12 protein-coding genes are annotated in these 19,866 nt (G+C 39.8%); 6 read left to right on the top strand and 6 right to left on the bottom strand.

The genetic code is table 11. From position 1 onward, the window contains the following. Window positions 1-3 precede the first annotated feature (3 nt). From KIH23_RS07670 to KIH23_RS07660, 3 genes are all read right to left on the bottom strand, one after another. Window positions 4-2,523 (bottom strand): tail fiber domain-containing protein, encoded by a 2,520-nt coding sequence (locus tag KIH23_RS07670; protein ID WP_213212708.1) that lies wholly within the window; start codon window positions 2,521-2,523, stop codon window positions 4-6. A 6-nt stretch (window positions 2,524-2,529) separates the two neighbouring features. Next, window positions 2,530-3,225 carry a hypothetical protein gene (locus KIH23_RS07665; protein WP_213212706.1) on the bottom strand — a complete coding sequence of 232 codons (696 nt, stop codon included), beginning with the start codon at window positions 3,223-3,225 and terminating at the stop codon, window positions 2,530-2,532. Window positions 3,226-3,299: 74 nt separating this feature from the next. Continuing rightward, on the bottom strand, window positions 3,300-4,976 hold the full coding sequence (locus KIH23_RS07660; RefSeq protein ID WP_213212704.1) for a T9SS type A sorting domain-containing protein: 1,677 nt from the start codon (window positions 4,974-4,976) through the stop codon (window positions 3,300-3,302). Between the two features lie 144 nt (window positions 4,977-5,120). Between KIH23_RS07660 and KIH23_RS07655 the strand changes: the two genes are divergently transcribed. Both KIH23_RS07655 and KIH23_RS07650 read left to right on the top strand, forming a co-directional pair. Next, entirely contained in the window at window positions 5,121-5,822 is a 702-nt protein-coding gene (locus KIH23_RS07655) for a LytR/AlgR family response regulator transcription factor (protein WP_213212702.1), read from the top strand. A 3-nt stretch (window positions 5,823-5,825) separates the two neighbouring features. Further along, entirely contained in the window at window positions 5,826-7,775 is a 1,950-nt protein-coding gene (locus KIH23_RS07650; RefSeq protein WP_213212700.1) for a sensor histidine kinase, read from the top strand. Here KIH23_RS07650 and KIH23_RS07645 read toward each other — a convergent pair. Next, window positions 7,762-11,853, bottom strand: a complete 4,092-nt coding sequence (locus KIH23_RS07645) for a tail fiber domain-containing protein (RefSeq protein ID WP_213212698.1) — start codon at window positions 11,851-11,853, stop codon at window positions 7,762-7,764. The genes KIH23_RS07650 and KIH23_RS07645 overlap by 14 nt on opposite strands. A gap of 144 nt (window positions 11,854-11,997) precedes the next feature. Between KIH23_RS07645 and KIH23_RS07640 the strand changes: the two genes are divergently transcribed. Both KIH23_RS07640 and KIH23_RS07635 read left to right on the top strand, forming a co-directional pair. Then, a complete protein-coding gene (locus KIH23_RS07640; protein WP_213212696.1) occupies window positions 11,998-12,702 on the top strand; it encodes a LytR/AlgR family response regulator transcription factor in 705 nt (234 codons plus the stop codon). After that, window positions 12,699-14,687 carry a tetratricopeptide repeat-containing sensor histidine kinase gene (locus KIH23_RS07635; RefSeq protein WP_213212694.1) on the top strand — a complete coding sequence of 663 codons (1,989 nt, stop codon included), beginning with the start codon at window positions 12,699-12,701 and terminating at the stop codon, window positions 14,685-14,687. The genes KIH23_RS07640 and KIH23_RS07635 overlap by 4 nt, the downstream gene beginning before the upstream one ends. 3 nt (window positions 14,688-14,690) lie before the next feature. Here the strand turns inward: KIH23_RS07635 and KIH23_RS07630 are convergent, their stop codons facing one another. Continuing rightward, window positions 14,691-16,673 (bottom strand): hypothetical protein, encoded by a 1,983-nt coding sequence (locus KIH23_RS07630; protein ID WP_213212692.1) that lies wholly within the window; start codon window positions 16,671-16,673, stop codon window positions 14,691-14,693. Between the two features lie 147 nt (window positions 16,674-16,820). Here KIH23_RS07630 and KIH23_RS07625 point away from each other — a divergent pair, with 147 nt between their 5' ends. Next, window positions 16,821-17,525 (top strand): LytR/AlgR family response regulator transcription factor, encoded by a 705-nt coding sequence (locus KIH23_RS07625; RefSeq protein WP_213212690.1) that lies wholly within the window; start codon window positions 16,821-16,823, stop codon window positions 17,523-17,525. 101 nt (window positions 17,526-17,626) lie between these two features. Beyond that, complete coding sequence (locus tag KIH23_RS07620; RefSeq protein WP_213212682.1) at window positions 17,627-19,492, top strand: tetratricopeptide repeat protein; 1,866 nt, start codon at window positions 17,627-17,629, stop codon at window positions 19,490-19,492. A gap of 42 nt (window positions 19,493-19,534) precedes the next feature. Here KIH23_RS07620 and trxA read toward each other — a convergent pair whose 3' ends face one another. Next, complete coding sequence (gene trxA, locus KIH23_RS07615) at window positions 19,535-19,852, bottom strand: thioredoxin (RefSeq protein ID WP_213212680.1); 318 nt, start codon at window positions 19,850-19,852, stop codon at window positions 19,535-19,537. Window positions 19,853-19,866: the final 14 nt, after the last annotated feature.

The following is a 19,866-nucleotide window of genomic DNA, read 5'->3' as shown; positions in this document are numbered from 1 at the left end:
TGTTTACTTTTTCAGCATCGACTCAATGGCTTTTAAGCGGTTTTCAAGTGATTGTATTTTTTGATTTTGCTCTTCGATAATTTCTTGTTGCTCTTGAACGGCTTTGACCAGCGGCACTACAAAAGAGGCATATTGAATGCTGTATAAATCTTTCTCATGTTTGGGCGATTGCACTCCATTAAATTCATAACCCAAGCCTTGTGCTGTTTTGGCAACTTCTTGAGCAATGAAGCCGGTTTGTAGTTGTTTTTCTAGATCGTATTTGCCTTCCCATTCACTTGTTTCAACGCCTTTGTAAACAATTTCATTTTGTTTGTGGAGGTCAAAATAGTAGGTTACCGGACGTAGTTTTTTAATAAAAGACAATCCGGGCACATTGGCTTGAACGTTTTTTTTAATTCGGGCATCACTGTAATTAAAAAAGCCTACTTGTCCGCCTATCCAATTGATGCTCGTGTTCCCAATTTCTATAGTATTGCTATTCATCCCAACATAACCTGAAGCATAACCAAAAGAACCAAAATTAGATGGATTGAAACCAGCACTTCCGCCCGCTTGTCTTCCAATAATTGTATTGTTGTTTCCGGTGACATTAAATTGCAAAGCAAAAGCGCCCATCGCGGTGTTTCCTTCGCCGGTTGTATTGGTTTCCATACTGGCTACCCCAACGGCAGTATTTCTGTTGGAAGTACTCGAATACAAACTGCTTCTACCTAAGGCGGTGTTTAAATCGCCTACGGTATTGGCTTGTAATGCAAAAGAGCCAACAGCAGTATTCCCTGAGGCTAATGTCGAACTCAACATCGCTTGATTGCCAAGACTTGTGTTGTCGTTTCCGGAAATATTCGAATAATTGGCACGATAACCAATAGCCGTATTGCCTATTCCGACCGTATTATTTTGCAAGGTTTCAGCTCCGCAAGCCACATTGGCCCATCCATTATTGTTGTTAAGCATACTGTTCATTCCTAACGCAACATTCAAAAAACCCGAAGTATTATTGCGCAAACAAAGTGTTCCGACTGCTGTATTATTGTATCCAGTCGAATTGTTTTGTGCCGATAAATAGCCCACAGCAACATTATTATTGGCCGTATTTGTTCCTGCCGACATAGCAAAAGTTCCGACAACTGTATTGGCGCCTCCAGAAGTATTAGAATACAAAGCGGCATCACCAATTGCAGTGTTGTAATTGCCATTTGAATTTCCTGATGCATTGGTTCCTAAAGCGGTATTGTTGACTCCGGTTGTGTTGCTTCGTAAAGCATCGAAACCAACCCCAACATTAGCATAACCGGTTGTATTGGAATTCAGTGAGCCCGAACCTACAGCAGTATTATTATAACCAGTTGTATTCAACCACATTGACCGCCAACCAATGGCTGTATTGGAATTGGCCGTGGTGTTATTGCGCAACGCACTCGTTCCAAGAGCTGTATTATTGCTTCCAAGCGTATTTGAATTGAGCGAATAACTACCGATGGCTGTGTTTTCATTTCCGGACACATTCGATCGTAAAGCCACTTGCCCCAGAGCGGTATTATAATTTCCAGTAGTATTTGCATACAAAGCTTCAAAACCAAAAGCATTATTTTCTATTCCAGTTGTCGTATTAAATAAGGAATAGGAACCCACACTGGTCTGGTTGTTCACCGTTGATGAATATTGCGAACGATTACCAATAGCTACATTGTTGTTGTTATTCGTATTAGTGTACAAAGCCAATGTTCCTGCGGCTACATTATTGGTACCACTTAAATTGGAATACATAGTCAATAAACCAGTAGCTACATTTTGAGAACCAGTTGTATTTAGATATAACGATTGGAATCCTTGAGCGGTGTTGTAATTTCCTGTTGTATTAGAGTTTAAAGCTTCATGCCCGAATGAACTATTGCCATAACCGATGGTGTTTTCGCGAAGTGTATTCACACCAAATGCCGTATTGGCATATCCAGTTGTATTGTTGAGCAACGACCAAAATCCGAAAGCTGAATTTCGAAACCCTGAAGTATTGTTGAATAAAGTTCCTACACCAAAAGCCGAATTAAACGCTCCAGTGTTGATTGCATTATTTAATGAACTTGCTCCAAAAGAAGTATTAGAGTTGGAGAGCAAACCCGATTGAAGATTGTTTCGTTTAAAAACCACATCGACATCGTCTGAAGTTCCAAAAAAATGTGTTGCTGCATTTGTGCCTGAATTTCCGGCGATGTTCCAAGCGCGCTGGTCTTTAGCAATAGGAATCCAAGCTGTAATTGCATCATCCCAATAATAAAATCCTTTTAAGTTGGCTCCAACATCTGTAGTTAAAAAAACCATCATTCCTTCTTGATCAATGGTCGGATTGGTCACCGGAAAAGCATCTACTTTTGGAATCAATATTCCGTCGTTATTGGCTGGATTGGTTTGGTCGCTTGATTTAATTTCAAGTTGAGCGTTGGGCACCGTTGTATTGATGCCTACTTGCGCTTTGAGTGACGTAAAAGCAAACACAACCAAAATAAATACAAACTTCATCATTGTGTTTTATTTTTTATTCAGTTCATTTTTGATGAATGTATCAAAATCAGGCAGATTTTTACTTTCGTATAGGTCAATGAATTGTTTGAATTGTAAATAGCCATAAACGAATGGATCTTGAGTAGCTTGTTCGTAATTTTCAGCAAAATACTTTTCTACCGTGCTTCCTTCTGGAACAGGATTAGGAAGTTGTGCCCACATTTTTTTGGCGTACTCATAACATTTTTTTAATTCCTGATTGCGATGTTGCTTTTTCCACCATAAAAATCCAATGGTGTTGGCTAAATACTCACTTTCATAAGAATTTTTGACGTCACCGTGAAGAATGTAATCAAAAGCATGACCTAACTCGTGAGGCAAATAAAATCCGTTAAAAAATAATCCGAATATTTTTTTGCCCTCGGTTTCGTTTCCGGCCAATTGGTAGAAAAATTGTTTTTGCTCAGGAATTACTTGCTCCCACAACGGAATGTTGGCTGCATCTTTATAGAAAAATATTAAATAAGGTGTGGTGTTGAGTATGGTTTTGATGTCAAATTTTATCGTAGGATCAATTTTTTTTAAGTCGCTCGTGAATTTTTCCGTGATGGCCTTAGCATCTTTAACCAAAGCTATTGAATCTTGATAGGTTGAAAACCACTTTTTTTGCCCGAATGAAATCGAGGTGATTGCCAAGAATAATATAAGTGTTGTTTTTTTCATTATTGTCAATTGTTAAAAATGCAACCATGGCTTTATTGATAAGCCATGGTTGCGAAAAATTACTTCCAGTACAATTATCTCTTGATAAACTTTATAGTTTGAGTATTGGTGTTGGAAATTATTTTTATAAAAAATATTCCGTTTGATAAGACATCCAGATTATTTATGGTGATGCTATTTTGAGCATTGAAATCCGGATTAGAATTTGAGTACACTTCTTTGCCAAGAACATCTATAATCAAAATTTTAAGTTCTTGGTTTAGGTTATTTTCAAATTGAAGATTTAAACTATTTGAAACCGGATTGGGCGACAAAACAATGTTTTCATTTTTGGTTTCAAATGATGGCGCGCTTAGAGATGTGTCCATAATTCTGGTATAAAATCCATTGCCATTACTAGTGCCTACCAGTACTATTTTGCCGTCATTTTGAATTGCCATATCATGAATGACATCTGATGACGAACTTAAGTTATAATAAGACACTTGAGATTCTGACTGAAAACTAAAGCTAGAATCAACCACAGCAACAGAGTCAAATCGCTGTAGATACAAGCCAATATCTGCAATTCCATTTGACGAGTGACCCGCCAGATAAATCATCCCGGTGGTTTCAGAAAAACTAATTTTATAGGCAACGCCTGATACATTCAAAATTGAATTCTCAGTTGTATGGTCAAGGTCGCGCATGGCCAACCAATCTGCACCATTGGGCAACATCGCACACATTGCCGGAATGTATTTACCGGCCCATAAATTCTGAGCACTACCCCTGCCGCATAAATAAATGTGATCAAACATATCAATGTACATCGAATAAACCTCTGTGATATCGGTGAGCAGAAATGAATTGTTTTGTGTTTCCACCTGATAATTAAAGGTCTTGGTTCCGCCGCCACCAAAAGTTGTATCAAGCGTGCCGTCAGTATTTAATCTCAAAATGATACCTATAGATCCCGGTGCTACTCTATGGCCGGATACCACAATTTTTCCATCAGATTGCAGACCAATGGCTCTGGCCTGACAGTCGGTTCCGAAACTGAATTTGCGATACCCAACGGTAAAAAAACTAGTGTCAAAGCTTAAGTCTTGATTGAGTCTGATTACAATAATTCTTCCTTGTGAGAACAAACATCTTCCAGCTAAGAGAATTTTTCCGTCGGTCTGCATCGCTGCGGCAAATATTTTCAAATCATTCTCTCCCACATCGGCGGATTCGATTCTTCTCACCGACGCTGCCGGATTGTTCAAATTTCTAATGGCAACACCTGTTGCACCGTTGATTAGTCCACCTCCTTTTAAATTGCCGATGAAATAATCGCCGACAATAGGTAAGGGAAAATCTGTTTCGAGAGGTGTGTTCGGCGGATAATCTACATAACTTTGATTGCTGTTCACGCCATTGGCATCCACAAAACTAGAACCTCCGTAAGATGACAACCCAGCTTGAGGGGAATAGTTAGAAGCCATCCAAAACTCATTGGTGTCTGGGTTGAACTTAATACTTCTGTTAAAAACTTTTAATGTGCTCACGGGAGGAACTACATAACGAACACCGTACTGTGGCTCTACAAAAAAAGTTCCGGCGGGAATTAAAGTACAGCTACTGGTACAACCGGGCGTTCCATCGCATTCTTCACCTTCCTCAACAATGCCGTTACCGCATATAGCTGTGATCGATTTGCCCAAATTGTTCTGAGCTGTAAAACACTGAGGAAGCATAAAAATTAAAAAGAGTAAAATTTTCTTCATGATTGAATTGATTAAAATTTGAATTGGACAGTTGATTTGTCTATTGTGATTCAAAATTACTCTTGCACTAAAACGCATTTAAAAAATCTAGACGAACAGGCCAACTAATAGACGAATATTGGTTTTTTTTCCTATTTTGGTTGCATGAGAAAGTTCAATTGTCTGATTGTTGACGACGACGAAGTAGCGCGGCTAAAAGTTATTTCTATCGCCCGAAAGTTTCCGGTTCTGAACATCATTGGTCATTTTTCATCGGCGCAATCTGCTTTTGCTGTGGCTGAAAAACAACCTATTGACATTCTTTTTTTAGACATCGATATGCCTTTGCTGAGCGGATTAGAACTTCGGAAAAAACTCATGGATATTCCGGTGTGTGTGTTCATCACTTCGCATCCGGAGCATGCCGCTGAGAGTTTTGAACTCGAAACTTTAGACTTCATTGTAAAACCTTTGCGCGAAGAACGGTTTGCTCAGACTGTGGCGCGCATTGAGGAATTTCTCGAAATCAAGCAAAAAGCGCATTTGTACGAAAGTAGTTTTGGCGATGACTTTATCTACATCAAAGACGGTTATGAAAAAGTAAAAGTAAAACTCTACGACATTTTATATATTGAAGCGCTCAAGGATTATTGCATTTTGGTGACGCCACAAAAGCGATATTGTGTTTTTTCGGGCATGGGTAATTTGCTTAAAGAAGAACATTTTAGTTCATTTGTGCGTATTCACCGAAGTTACGCGGTTCGAAAACAATTTGTGCAACGCATTGGCAGTAGTGAATTGGTTTTGACCAACCAAATCAAACTTCCGTTGGGCAATGCCTTCAAAGAAAATCTTAGTTTGCTTTAATTTATGAAACACTTTGCCCTTTTTTTACTTGCCTTTTCGCTTTTTTCATCGGCGCAGCAAACCCAAAAAAATACGGAATATTGGCTCAGTCAAGCCAATAAAGCTATTGAATACAACAAGGTTTCAGATTTTGAAAACTCTTTAAAACTATGCAAAAGCCTGCTTTCATCAACAGAAAGCAAACCGGAAGAAGCCACTGAAGCTGCACTTCGCGCCATCACTACTGCTTATTTGGGATTGGCTGAAGTTGATTCGGCACAAATGTTTATCAGCCGAGGCATTCAACGCACAAAAGCGAGCAAATCATATAAAAACTTGGCTTTTTTCTACTTCAATCAATCGTTGGTTTATCAATACAAAGCCGATTTTACACAACAAGCAGCCTATTGTTTAAAATCAATTGAGATTTGCCAAAAAATCAATGACTTAAAATTGTTAGAGCAGAATTACCGAAACATGACCATGCTGTATCTCGATCAGCAGAATTATGAAAAGGCACTGGAGTTTAGCAAAAAATCACTAGCTAGTGCGCAGAAAATCAATGACGAAAGAATTTTGAGTCTAGCCTATGCTACGTTGGGCGAAACCTACAGCATGATGGGAATCGATAATTTATCTGACCAATATTTTGCGCGTTCATATGTGCTTTCAGAAAAAATCAATTATAGCATTGGTTCGGCTTGGACATTGACCAATTGGGCCAATATAAAAAAAGGAGACGATGCGCTACAGACTCGTGAAAAAGCCCAAAAATTTTGGAACGAAATCAGCCCGGACAACATTATGTCGATGAATAATTTGGGGCAAATCGGGAAGATTTATTTTGAAAAATCAATTGCTCAAAAAGTCAATTCTGCGCTCAAAAAAAAATATCTGCTGCAAGCCCAAAATTATTTAGAACAAGCTATTGAAAAATCAAAACGCTCGGACAACATTACCAATTTAATTGAATCGCAAAAAATAATCGCTCAAGTGTATGCCGCGCTGGGTCAATATCCAAAAGCATATCAAACCGAAAAAGAATACCATCAGTTAAGCGATTCTTTGTATTCACAAGACAACAAAAACAAAATTGCTGAACTTGAAAACCGGGAAAAATTAGTCAAGAAAGACCGGGAAATTGCAGTCAACAAATTGGTCATCGAGCAAAAAGAAAAACAAAAATGGTTTTTGTTTGGTGGAATTTTTCTACTGCTTTGCATCGGAGGTTTGCTGTTATATCAGAACCACATCCGAAAGAAAAACAACCAAAAACTGTTAGCTTTAAACACAGAATTAGATCAAGCGAACCAAATAAAAACTAGGTTTTTCAGTATTTTGAATCACGATTTGCGCAGCCCGGTTTCTAACTTGATTGATTTTTTACACTTGCAAAAAGACAGCCCTGATTTATTGGATGAAGCTACCAAAAGCCGTATTGAGCAAACCACATTAACATCGGCAGAAAATCTGCTGCACTCTATGGAAGATTTACTACTTTGGAGCAAAGGCCAAATGGAGCGTTTTGAGCCAAGGCATACCCAATTTTTGGTCCGAGAAATTTTTGAGGACACGCAGCGTTATTTTGCTTCAGAAAAAATAAAAATCGAATTTAAAAACCCGCAGAATCTTGAAGTTTTTACCGACAAAGATTATTTAAAAACAATCATCCGAAATTTGACGGGAAATGCTTTGAAAGCGCTCAGCGAAACCTCAAATCCTTCAATTGTTTGGGCGGCTTTTGAGCAAGACGGAAAAGTTTTTTTTTCCATCACCGATAATGGCCCGGGTGCCGACCAATTACAGTTCAAAGCTTTGTATGATGAAAGCGAGGTCATTGGCATTAAATCGGGTTTAGGGCTGCATCTAATTCGCGATTTGGCCCGGGCTATCGGTTATAAGATTCAAGTGCAATCTCAAAAAGGCTTGGGAACAACCATTACCCTGTATGAAACGGCTGTTAAGGTTTTATGAGCGATTCTAATTTGGCTAATCTGGCCTCAAGGTTTTTAATTTGATGCTGTTGCTGTTCAATGACTTCTTGTTGTTCCTGAACAGCTTTGACCAGCGGAACGACAAACTCTGCGTAACGCAATCCGTAATAATCACTGTCATTTTTGGGTTTGTCAACACCAGAGAATTCATAACCTATAGATAGCGCCACTGCCTCGACATCTTGTGCCAAAAATCCTGAATACACGGCGCTTTGCTGTTGATTTAAGTAAGTTGCTTTTTCGTCTCCGGATTGACCTTTATGGGTAAATTCATAGACTTTTTTCGAATTAACGTGATAAGTCACCGGTTTGAGTTTGCTGATGAAACTTAGGCCCGGCACATTTTCTTTCACATCCTCTTTAAAACGCTTGTCAGATAAAGTAGTCCAACCCACTTGACCACCAATGCTGGCAATTCCGGCATCGCCCACACGCACTTGATTGTTGGCCGTTATCGTTACCCCATCGCCCAAAGCCATTGAATTGCTGAAATTTCCGGTAATGTAGGTTGAACTTCCTACCGCTGTATTAAAACTGTTGTTGGTCAAACCTGATAAGGCGAGTGAACCGATGGCCACGTTGCGGGTTCCGCCGGTTTGTTGATAAGCGGTTCGGTATCCGAGTGCCGTGTTGTTGTTGGCGGTGGAAACTTTCAAAGCCTCAACACCGATGGCAGTATTTTGAACTCCGGTTAGGTTGGCTGCAAGTGCAGAATAGCCCAAAGCAGCATTATTGATTCCGCTCGTATTGTCACGCAAAGCCTGAGACCCAATACCCGTGTTGTAGTTTCCGGTAGTATTTGCGTATAAAGCCCGATAACCGCTCGCGACATTTTCAGTACCAATTGAATTATTGCGCAACGATTCAAACCCCAAAGCTGAATTGAGACCGCCCGATGAATTACTGTACAAAGACGATGAGCCAATAGCTGTATTGTTGAGACCTGTTGTGTTTAAATTCATAGAGGAATCACCTATCGCAACATTATCTGAACCTGTCAGATTTTGATACAAAGCAGAAGCCCCAATAGCTGAATTACGATTTCCGGTTCGGTTTGAGTACATTGCCGAACTTCCAATGGCAACATTAATACTTCCAGTGTCGTTATAATACATTGCACTAGACCCTACTGCAATGTTAGCCCCTCCGGTACTATTTGAAAATAGGGAACGCGTCCCAAAAGCTACATTTGCTGTTGCAGTTGTGTTCGACTGGAGCGCTTCGAGACCAAAAGCCACATTAAAATTACCAGTTGTATTGCTCACCAGTGCACGATAACCATAGGCTGAATTCGAGTTTCCGGTGGTATTGTTTTGAAGTGCCGTATACCCAAATGCACTATTTTCAGAGCCGAGCGTGTTATTAGTTAAAGCGCTGTAACCAAAAGCTGAATTGCCATCAGCGTTATTGGTCTGTAAAGAATAAGATCCGAAAGCAGAATTACTATTTCCTGTAGTATTAGAAAGTAACGAGTTATAACCAAAAGCCGCATTGTCATTTGCCGTGGTGTTGGCGTTCAATGAAGTGTTTCCAAAAGCCGAGTTTCGTGCACCAGTAGTATTGGCATTGAGCGACGAATTACCAAAAGCAGAATTGAAATTACCTGTTGTATTAGCAGACATGGCATACGAGCCAAAAGCAGAATTGGCGGAAGCCGTTGTATTATTTGTCATAGCATAAGCACCATAAGCAGAATTCAAATTTCCTGTAGTATTGCTCATTAAACTATTTATCCCAAAAGAAGAATTATTATATCCAGTTGAGGTATAAAACTGCGAGCCACTACCAAAGGCAGAGTTTCCTATTCCTGTTATGTTGGAAGATAAACTATAACGCCCAAAAGCGGAGTTCCCACTTCCTGTAGTATTGGTATTGAGTGCATTATAGCCAAAAGCAGAATTTAAACTTCCTGTTGTATTATTTCGCAAAGCACGAAAGCCAAAAGCAGCATTATCTGAGCCAGTTGTATTACTGTTGAGTGCAGAATATCCAAAAGCCGACAATCCGTTATTAGTAGATGAAGCATACAATGATAAAGTTCCGAATGCCGTGTTTTGTTGGCCCGTTGTATTGAATGACAATGCCCTATCACCAAAGGCACAATTTAAACTGCCCGTTGTATTAGAGTTCAAAGAATTACTTCCAAATGCCGCATTATTATCACCTGTAGTATTGGCACTTAACGCATTAGAACCAAAGGCACTATTAAATAAAGTTGTGCTAGCTGTAGCCAAGGCTGATAACCCGAAACTGGTGGCGTTTGTCCCTATTTTTCCTGAAACCGTTGCATTTCTTTTGAAAACCAAATCAATATTATCTGTAGTCCCAACAAAATTAGTACTAGCATTAGTTCCTGAATTTCCGGTAGTTGACCAATAATTATTGCCAATAACTGCACTTGGATTTTGCCAGGTTACATTGCCCGAACCGTCGGTTTGCATGATTTGTCCGTTGGTTCCGCGTTGTAGCGGCATGATATAATTGTTGGCTCCCGAAACTCCTCCCCCGAGACCAATGGAAACCCTTCCCAAGAAATAACCGCTATAGCTTTTGTTATTGTTGGGAACAATCGAGTAAATCCCATAGTTCGTTCCGGTGCCCGCAGGATTGTCTATTTGGGCTGAATAACCATAACAATCTCCGGTTGAAGCGGCATTGCCGTAATTGTCTGTCTGCACAACGCTGCCATACCAATTGGTCAGGCCGGTTCCGACAATGTTGGTAAAGTTTCCTATCACATACTGTGTATTATCTGTAGTAGAATCGGTAATGTCGTTGATAATACCATACGCCCCATTGGGAGCATTCATATAGTTGGAAAAACCGGTTACTGTGGCAGTTCCGGAAGCTACTATCTCATTGCTGATGCCAACAACTCCTCCGCTATCTGCTTCAAAACGATTGACCAAACCATAATGAACATTGTTCTTACCATAAGACTCAAAGTAGTTGTACACGCCATAATTCGTATTTGAGGAATTGAGAAAATGGTTGTAAGTACCAAATTTAACCGAGGACACATTGGGCTGAAATTCAGTAAAAGAACCAAATTTAGGCGCGGTGCTTCCTGTGCTATTGAAGGTACTTTTGCTGCCGTACTGAAAGGAATCATCGGGGCTCAAAAACTGATTCTCTACCCCAACTTGTTCACCTGCAGAATAGGCACTAAAAATATTACGGCTGCCAAACTTGGGCGACATACCTGCATTGTCAAATTGGTTTTTCAAACCCGTTACTTCATTCGTGGCCACATTGGCGCCGGCTGCCCCGTCAAACTGATTTGAAACACCGAGTGTTTTACCATTATTGCTGTCTTCAAAATAGTTTTTCACACCGGCAACATCACTTGTATTGAGCGGATCCAAACTAAAAAGTTGGTTGTCAATTCCGGTGCGCTCTCCGGTTCCGGGCGCATTGACAATGTTTTCAATACCGATGGTAGATTGGGTTTGTGAACCACTGGTTTCTACAGCATTCAACAAAGCGGTTTTGGGTCCGGTGCCATCTGATGAAACGGAGCTGTAAACGCCATACTTTGGATTCGTTCCGGCGGCGTTGTTCTCAATGGTTGCTCCATAAGTGATTCCTCCAGCAGATGTATTGTTGTTTTTGACTTTTAAACCGTTGAATAATCCGGCTTCGCTGCCGGTAACTACATCGAGTTTTGAAGCGGTTCCTGTGCCCGGGCCAATGGTTACTTTATCAGTATTGTAGTTGGACTTCATCACACCGGTTCCGGCTCCTGACCAATCGTCATCGACCCCGCCCAAAGCCAACCAAGTTGCCGTTGGATTGTTCCAATAGTAAAAGCCTGGCGATTTTCCGGCAGAAGTGGTGGTTAAATACACCATCATGCCTTGTTGGGCAGCCGTTGGATTAGTAGCCGGAAAAGCATCAATCTTGGGAATAAGAACGCCATCGGTATTAGCCGGCGCGGCTTGATTGCTCGATTTGATTTCAAGTTGGGCATTGGGTGTGGTGGTGTTGATTCCGACCTGTGCAAAGATAGCTTGCGCCCAAAAACAAACTATGAATAAAAGTTGCAGCCTTGTTTTCATAATTTAATATTTCAGGCAAAATTGAGTACTTCAAACGAGCTCTAAAACCGTCAATAGACGAGCGTCATTTTAAATAGACGAGCGTAGACAGAAAGCCCTTTTAACGTATTTATTTTTTTGTATTTTTGGGCAAACCACCTACAAATGAGCTTATATCAGTGCTTGATAATTGATGACGACGAAATTGATCGACTCACCGTTATGGCGCATGCCCGCAAGCATGATTGTTTGAAAATCAACGGTGTTTACAGCTCGGCTGATGAAGCTTTGCAAAATGGCATTCCAACTGATGCTGATGTTTTATTTTTAGATATTGACATGCCGGGCATCAATGGTTTGGAGTTTAGAAAAATCATGAGCCAAGTTCCGGTTTGTATATTCATCACAGCACATCCGGAACACGCGGCTGAGAGCTTTAATCTTGAAACCTTAGACTTTATTGTCAAGCCGCTTAAGCAAGACCGTTTCGCACAAACCATAGCGCGTATTGAACAATACTTTGATGTGCGAAACAAGGCTGCTTTGTTTGAAAAAAGTGCCGGAACTGACACAGTGCTCATCAAAGAAGGACACAAAGAAACCCGTATTAAAATTCAGGAAATTTTGTACCTCGAAGCGCTCAAAGATTACACTTTAATCATCACGCCCAATAAAAAACACTGTGTTTTATCTAGTTTAGGCAACTTACTCAAAGAATCATATTTTCAGTCTTTTATTAGAATTCATCGGAGTTATGCGGTTCAGAAATCATACGTTAAACACAAAAAGCCTCTCGAAATCGAACTTGAAAACGGAATGATTATCCCCATTGGCCGAAGCTATAAAGACATTGTCACTGATTTGTTATGATACAGAAAATACTTTGCGGATTGATCTTACTTAAAAGTTGCGGTTTCTGGGCTCAGACCACTACAGCAGACTCATTGTATTTAGTGGTTCAGAAAGAAATCGTCTTGAAAAATCAGATTGATCTGCTCAATGATTATGCTGTACAATACAAGACCAAAGATTTCGCGACCTCGGTTGCCCTGGCCGAAAAAGCATTAAAACTGGCCGAAAAAGAAAATTACCCTGACGGCATGGCCATCGCGTACAGAAACATGGGTATTGTGGCAACCAATCAGTCGCGTTATGACGAAGCTTTCGGATATTATAACAAAGCTATAAAACTCACCAAAACCCCTAAAATTCTTGGGCAGCTCTACGGAAGCTTAGCCAGAACTTATTCAGAGGTTTCAAACTTTGAGCAAACGTTGAATTACTTATTTCAATCGTTGGAAGCTTTTGAAACAGCCAAAGATTTACAGCTACAGTACATTACTTTATATAATATTTCAAACGCCTATATTCAGTTCAACAATGTTGAAAAATACAACGAGTATAAAAACAAAGCCCTAGCCCTCAAAAACTTAATTGAACAACAAAATGAGTCGACACCCAAAACGGCAACGCCAATTCCGATTGAAAACGCGGTCAAACTCGAACCCAACCTGAACCACAAAGCTGATTTTTACAAACAAGAAATCGTTAGGGCAGATCAACAAAAAAACGCACCTGAAAAAGCTGAGGCCTTGCTCAAACAAGCTAAGATTGATATTGGTTTAGGGCATTTTAAACAGGCAATAACAGAACTTGAACAAGCTTTAGAAATTGAGCAAAATCTAAATAACTCTGTAAAAATAGCCGATGTCGAAAAGCATTTGGCCGATGCTTATCTTGAAATAGGTAAGAAAAATCGCGATCGAAAAAGCGAGCAAAAAGCAGTAGAATTGTATCAGCGGTCCATAGAGGTTTTTGAAAAAAACAGTCAATACTTGAATGCCAGTGAGGCCAGCAGAAACCTTTCGTTAGCTTATGTTTTGCTGGGCGATTACAAAAAAGCTTATGTTTTTCAAGAAAAATCAATGCTTTTCTATGAGCAAATGTTTAGTTCAAAAACCAAAGAATCACTCAAAAATATTGAAGATCGATACATTATTGAAAGCAAAAACAAGCAACTGCGCATTCGCAAATTAGAACTTGAGAACCAGAAAAAACGACAACTCATTTTATATGTTGTTGTAGTCGGATTGTTACTCATTGGGTTTTTGCTTTTTTTTCAGAGTTGGCAACGCAAGAAAAACAATGCTCAATTGCGTTTGCTCAATCAAGATTTAGAACAAGCCAACCACAATAAAACGCGCTTTTTCAGCATACTGAATCATGACCTTCGGGCGCCGGTTTCCAACTTGATTCATTTCTTACATCTTCAGAAAGAAAACCCTGAAATGCTCGATGCCGAAACCAAAATTCGCCTTGAAAAGAAAACCATCAGTGGCGCTGAAGACTTATTATCATCAATGGAAGACATCTTGCTTTGGAGCAAAAGTCAGATGGAGCAATTTCAGCCGAAATTAAAACCGGTAGCATTATCAGAAGTTTTTAACGATACTAAGAAGGTTTTTTCGGGCTATATGAATATTGAATTCCGTTATGATATTGATGAGAATTTATTGGCTCACACCGATGAAAATTGTTTAAAGACCATCATTAGAAATCTAACTAGCAACGCCATTAATTCGTTGACTGCTACGGAGCAACCATCCATTCATTGGGGCGCTCAAAAGCAAAACAACCAAGTGATTTTAACTATCACCGATAATGGCCCAGGCGCCGAAAAAGCGCAATTCAACGCTTTGTTTGATTCGGAACAAACCCTGGGTATCAAATCAGGTTTGGGCTTGCATTTGGTGCGCGATTTGGTCAAAGCCATCAACGCTGAAATTGAAGTGCAAAGCATCGTCGGACAAGGAACAACCATCAGCTTATACTTGCCATTGATATCCAATAACTAAAATTTACTCTTCGTAAGTCACCAAAACGCGAATCGGTTTTGAAAGAATCGTTCCTGAATTACTTGATTTGGTCCAAATGACCACACTCGTTGGCGTAATGTAATAGTCGTATTCGTAGCCAATTGAAGCATTATAAGAAGGCGGAACAAAATTTCCTGCAGCGTATTCTACCAATACATTCACGGATAAAATTTTATTGCTGTTCACCCCATGCGCTATAAAAGTGGAATTTCCTTGCGTGGCTCCGGTGGTTCCGGTGAGCTTGACTGTCTTGATCGCCGGCGCATTTGATCCCAACTTGGTAAAACCGTTGACTTCGAGTTCTGATGTTGGATTCGGGGTTCCGATGCCAACTTCTCCGGTACCTTTGATGCGCATTTTTTCGGTAAAAGTGCCGCTGGTTCCGTATCCAAAAGCAATATCACTGGCCACCAAATCAGAATGAATTTGAAGTAAGTTTCCTTGAATGCCAAATCCGTAATGGGTTCCGGCACCTCCGTATAAGGATATTTTATCGCCTAAAGTGGTAGCAAATTGAAGTGGGTAATCTGATTTAAACGATCCAATGCCGACATTCCCTACCTCAGAAATGGTCATGCGCGTCGTATTGTTGTCTGTTCTAAAATGTAGTGAATTGGGCATACTTACAGGGTTGTAGATGATGCCACCGCTGGTTGATACGCCATTGGAGCCAAAAACAATTCCTGATTCTTGATTTGATAATAAATTTAAAAAGGTGTATTGATTGTTTTCGATGATGGCCGGCGCGTAGATATTGGGCGTCATACCGGTAGCATTAATTTGAATATGCAATTTCGAAAACGGATTGGGTGTTCCAATGCCAACATTTCCTGAGCCAGTGAAACGAACATTTTCGGTGAATGCGCTGCTGGATCCATGTCCAAAGGCAATATCGCTAGCGGCTATATCAGAATGAATTTGAAGTAAGTTTCCTTGAATCCCAAATCCATAATGGGTTCCGGCGCCTCCATGTAATGATATTTTATCGCCAAAAGTGGTTGCAAATTGTAGCGGGTAAGCTGATTTAAATGCACCTATTGCGACATTGCCAACTTCAGAAATGGTCATTCGCGTCGCATTGTTGTCTGTTCTAAACTGCAATGAGTTGGGCATGCTTGCCGGGCTGTAGATGATGCCGCCGCTGGTCGAAACCCCATTCGAGCCGAATAAAACACCAGATTCTTGATTAGACAATAAATTTAAAAAAGTGTATTGGTTGTCTTCAATGACTGCCGAGGCATTGATATTGGGCGTCATTCCAGTAGCATTGGTTTTAATATGCAATTTCGAAAATGGACTGGACGTTCCGATGCCGACATTTCCAGCGCCGGTAAACCTAACGTTTTCAGTAAAAGAGGCACTGTTTCCGTAGCCGAAGCCAATACTACTTCCAATATTAGAGCTAAAAATTTGCAGCAAACTATTGCTAATGCCCAATCCGTAACTCTTTGACGGTCCGGTGTTGTACAAACAAATTTTATCACCCGTAACAGATTTGAATTCTAAAGGATATACCGGATTCACGCCCCCGATTCCGATATTTCCGGTGTTGTCGATTTTTACGCGCTCGGTATTGTTGGTTCGGATGACCAACGATTGGTTGTCTTTGGTGCCGATAAAATGGTTCGTGGCATTGGTGGCAGAGTTTCCATTCAAACCCCAATTTTGCTCCGCTCCAACGCTTATCCAACTGGTTGTTATGTTGTCCCAATAATAAAAACCAGGAAGTTGTGTGCCGGATGCTGTTGTCAAATAAACCATCATGCCTTGTTGATTGGCGGTCGGATTGGTGGCAGGAAACACATCGATTTTTGGAATTAAAAGACCATCCGTATTAGACGGTGACCCTTGGTTGCTTGAGCGAATATCCAATTGCGCTTGTGGTGTTGTAGTGCTAATTCCAACTTGTGAAAAACCAAATTGCACATAGGCCAGTAAAGTGATCAGCAGTATAAAACGTATCATAATTCCATAGGTGATTGTATTAAGTTTTTCAAAATTAGTTCGGCAAACAATACAAAGATTGAGGCGATACACCAACAGCATTTTAAAAGGATATAGAACCGCATTTGGTTTAAAAAAAGTGTTAAATTTGTTGGAATAGCTCGCTTTATGGAATCCAGAAGATGCATTATTGTTGATGATATAGAAATCGACCGATTGACGGTGCTTTCCTACGTGAAGAGATTTCCTTTTTTTGAAGTTGTGGGTGTTTTTGGATCATCAAAAGACGCCTTGAATGCCTTAATGAACGAGAGGATTGACGTTGCTTTTTTTGATATCGATATGCCACACTATTCGGGTATCGATTTAAGAAAAAAAGCACTTGAAATTCCGGCTTGCGTTTTTATTACTTCACATACCGAATATGCGGTTGAAGGCTTTGAACTTGACGCCATAGATTACATAGTAAAACCACTAACTTTTGAACGGTTTTCTCAAACAGCCCATCGCATTGATGCGTATTTAGAATTAAAAGCTAAGGCCGCGCTTTTTGAAGCAACAATTGGCGAAGGGGCCATTTTTATCAAAGAAGGACATACCAAAACCAAAGTAAACCTGACCGATATTTTGTACCTAGAAGCCTTAAAGAATTACACGCTTATTGTTACCAAAGAGAAGAAATTTCGGGTTTTACTCAATATTGGAAGCTTACTAAAAGAACCCGATTTTCAAACGTTTGTTAGAATCCATCGCGGTTTTGCGGTTCAAAAACATTTTGTCACAAAAATTCACGCACTAGAACTCGAATTGATAAACGGTGCTTTGGTGCCGATTGGCAGAAGTTACAAAGAGCAAGTCCGATTATTTTTATGAGAAGCAGATTTTACTTTTGGCTATTGCTCTTTCCCCTGCTTGCTTTCGGCCAAAAAGAGCAACAGTTCTGGGCTGATTCTTTATTGAAGGCCTTGCCCAAAATGAAAAACGATACGGCAAAAGTGAATCAACTCAACAAGATCAGCCTTCATTTCATAGATACGGATTCTACAAAATCATTACACTATGCGACCAAGGCACTTGAGCTTTCCAAGAAATTAAAATGGAACGATGGAATTGCCAACGCTTATTTTCATCTGGGAACTTTTTATAATGCCCATTTAAAGTATGACAAAGCCTTGCTTTACTATAATCAATCTTTAAAAACCAAGAACCCAGAAATTGTTAGCAAATCCTTGCAGAGTATTAGTGCCATTTATACCAATATTAGCAATTATTCCAAAGCTTTAGATTACGGTTTCCGCGCCCTTAAAATTGATGAAGCATTTGGCAACAAAGCAGGCATAGCAAAAATTTCGACCAATTTAGGGTCGATTTATTATGGAATGAAAGATTATTCGAAAGCACTACATTATTTTAATAAGGCTGCGAAGATTTACCAAGAAATAGCAAACACCAACGAACTAGCTTGGGTGTATAGAAATACGGCCGCGGTTTACAACAGCTTAGACCAACTACAAAAAGCATTATTCTATTATAAGAAAGCAGAAGCTTTAAGCAAAAAATCAAAAAACAAAGCTTTGCAAGCGCGCATACTTTCTGGGATTGCGCTGGTTTACTATAATTTAGATGATTATGAAAAATCAATTTATTATAGTAGATTATCACTACAAGCAGCAGTCAGCGGAAAAGAAGGTTTACTTACGATCGCTTTTTGCAGCGGGCTTTTAGGTGATTCCTATATTGAAAAAGCCAAGATGAAGCAGAACGATAAAACGCTTTTAGACAGTGCGCTTTTCCATTTGAACGAATCCATTAGATTTCACAAACAACTCAACAGTACTAGAGATTTGGTGTATGATTATACAAGCCTCACCCAATTGCACAAACTAAAAGGTGATTTTAAAAGTGCTTTAGTTTCTTATGAAACTTCCATGCTGTATAAAGATTCCATATTCAATTCAAAGAATAAAGAAACCATCAAAAACCTGGAAGACAAAAGGGCCATTGAACTCCGCGACAAACAAATTAAAATCAACAAATTGCAACTCGAATCCAAAGAAAGGCAAAAACAATTCTTGATTTTAGGGCTACTCTTGTTGGGCATTATTGGAGGCTTGTTGTGGTATCAGAATTGGAATCGCAAAAAAACAAATCGAAAGCTGCAAGAACTCAATGCCAATTTAGATGAATCAAACAACATAAAAACGAGAATGCTCGGGATTTTAAACCACGATCTAAGAAGCCCGGTTAATAGCTTTATTCACTTTATCGAATTCCAAAAGAACAATCCTGAAATGCTCGATACCACCACCAAGGAGCGCATCGAAAATACCACGATTGCTTCGGCAAAAAATCTGTTAAATACGATGGAAGATATTTTGTTATGGACGAAAGATCAAATGCAAAATTTCGCGCCGCAACTTAAAATCATTGCTGTAGAATCGGTTTTTGATGACATTCAAAAGCACTTCGTCAACCAAGAAAATGTAGCAATCACATTCGATAATCGCAACAAGATTTATATTTATACCGACGAAAATTACCTCAAAACCATTTTTCGCAATTTGACTGAAAATGCCATCAAAGTACTGGTTGACACCGAGAATCCGACCATTCATTGGAAAGCTTGGCAAGAGAATAACCAAACGTTTATATCCATTACCGATAATGGTCCGGGTGCTGAGCATAGCCAATTCAGGGCTTTGTATGATGATTCTGAAGTTATTGGAATTAAATCTGGTTTGGGATTACACGTTATCCGCGATTTAGCCAAAGCCATCAACGCTCAGATTGAGGTGCAAAGCATCGTCGGTCATGGAACAACCATCAGCATTTTGATATAAAAAAACCCGGCATTTACCGGGTTAATTGTCATTTAGAATTGATTAAATCAATGCGTTCAAGCTATCTGCATAGGTTTGTTTTGGCGCAACACCAACTTGACGACCGACTACTTCACCATTTTGAAAAACCAAAACCGTTGGAATATTTCGCACACCGTATTTGGCGGCAAATTCTTGGTTCGCGTCTACGTCAACTTTTCCGACTACAGCTTTTCCTGAAAATTCTTCGCTGAGTTCGTCAATGATGGGACCAACCATTCTGCACGGGCCACACCAAGCTGCCCAAAAATCTACCATTACGGGTTTATCTGATTTTAATACTACTTCTTCAAAAGTAGCATCGGTTATTGCTAATGCCATAAAATTATTTTTAG

It is taken from the genome of Flavobacterium sp. CYK-55, from assembly GCF_018413465.1.
In the GTDB taxonomy this organism is placed as follows: domain Bacteria; phylum Bacteroidota; class Bacteroidia; order Flavobacteriales; family Flavobacteriaceae; genus Flavobacterium.
The sequence above is the reverse complement of the archived record's forward strand: the minus strand, read 5'-3'. Positions and strand labels throughout refer to the sequence as shown.

Excerpts from the sequence above, each read along its gene's own strand:
- KIH23_RS07670 (WP_213212708.1), bottom strand. The coding sequence starts at position 2,523 with ATGATGAAGTTTGTATTTATTTTGGTTGTGTTTGCTTTTACGTCACTC.
- KIH23_RS07665 (WP_213212706.1), bottom strand. The coding sequence starts at position 3,225 with ATGAAAAAAACAACACTTATATTATTCTTGGCAATCACCTCGATTTCA.
- KIH23_RS07660 (WP_213212704.1), bottom strand. The coding sequence starts at position 4,976 with ATGAAGAAAATTTTACTCTTTTTAATTTTTATGCTTCCTCAGTGTTTT.
- KIH23_RS07655 (WP_213212702.1), top strand. The coding sequence starts at position 5,121 with ATGAGAAAGTTCAATTGTCTGATTGTTGACGACGACGAAGTAGCGCGG.
- KIH23_RS07650 (WP_213212700.1), top strand. The coding sequence starts at position 5,826 with ATGAAACACTTTGCCCTTTTTTTACTTGCCTTTTCGCTTTTTTCATCG.
- KIH23_RS07645 (WP_213212698.1), bottom strand. The coding sequence starts at position 11,853 with ATGAAAACAAGGCTGCAACTTTTATTCATAGTTTGTTTTTGGGCGCAA.
- KIH23_RS07640 (WP_213212696.1), top strand. The coding sequence starts at position 11,998 with ATGAGCTTATATCAGTGCTTGATAATTGATGACGACGAAATTGATCGA.
- KIH23_RS07635 (WP_213212694.1), top strand. The coding sequence starts at position 12,699 with ATGATACAGAAAATACTTTGCGGATTGATCTTACTTAAAAGTTGCGGT.
- KIH23_RS07630 (WP_213212692.1), bottom strand. The coding sequence starts at position 16,673 with ATGATACGTTTTATACTGCTGATCACTTTACTGGCCTATGTGCAATTT.
- KIH23_RS07625 (WP_213212690.1), top strand. The coding sequence starts at position 16,821 with ATGGAATCCAGAAGATGCATTATTGTTGATGATATAGAAATCGACCGA.
- KIH23_RS07620 (WP_213212682.1), top strand. The coding sequence starts at position 17,627 with ATGAAAAACGATACGGCAAAAGTGAATCAACTCAACAAGATCAGCCTT.
- trxA (WP_213212680.1), bottom strand. The coding sequence starts at position 19,852 with ATGGCATTAGCAATAACCGATGCTACTTTTGAAGAAGTAGTATTAAAA.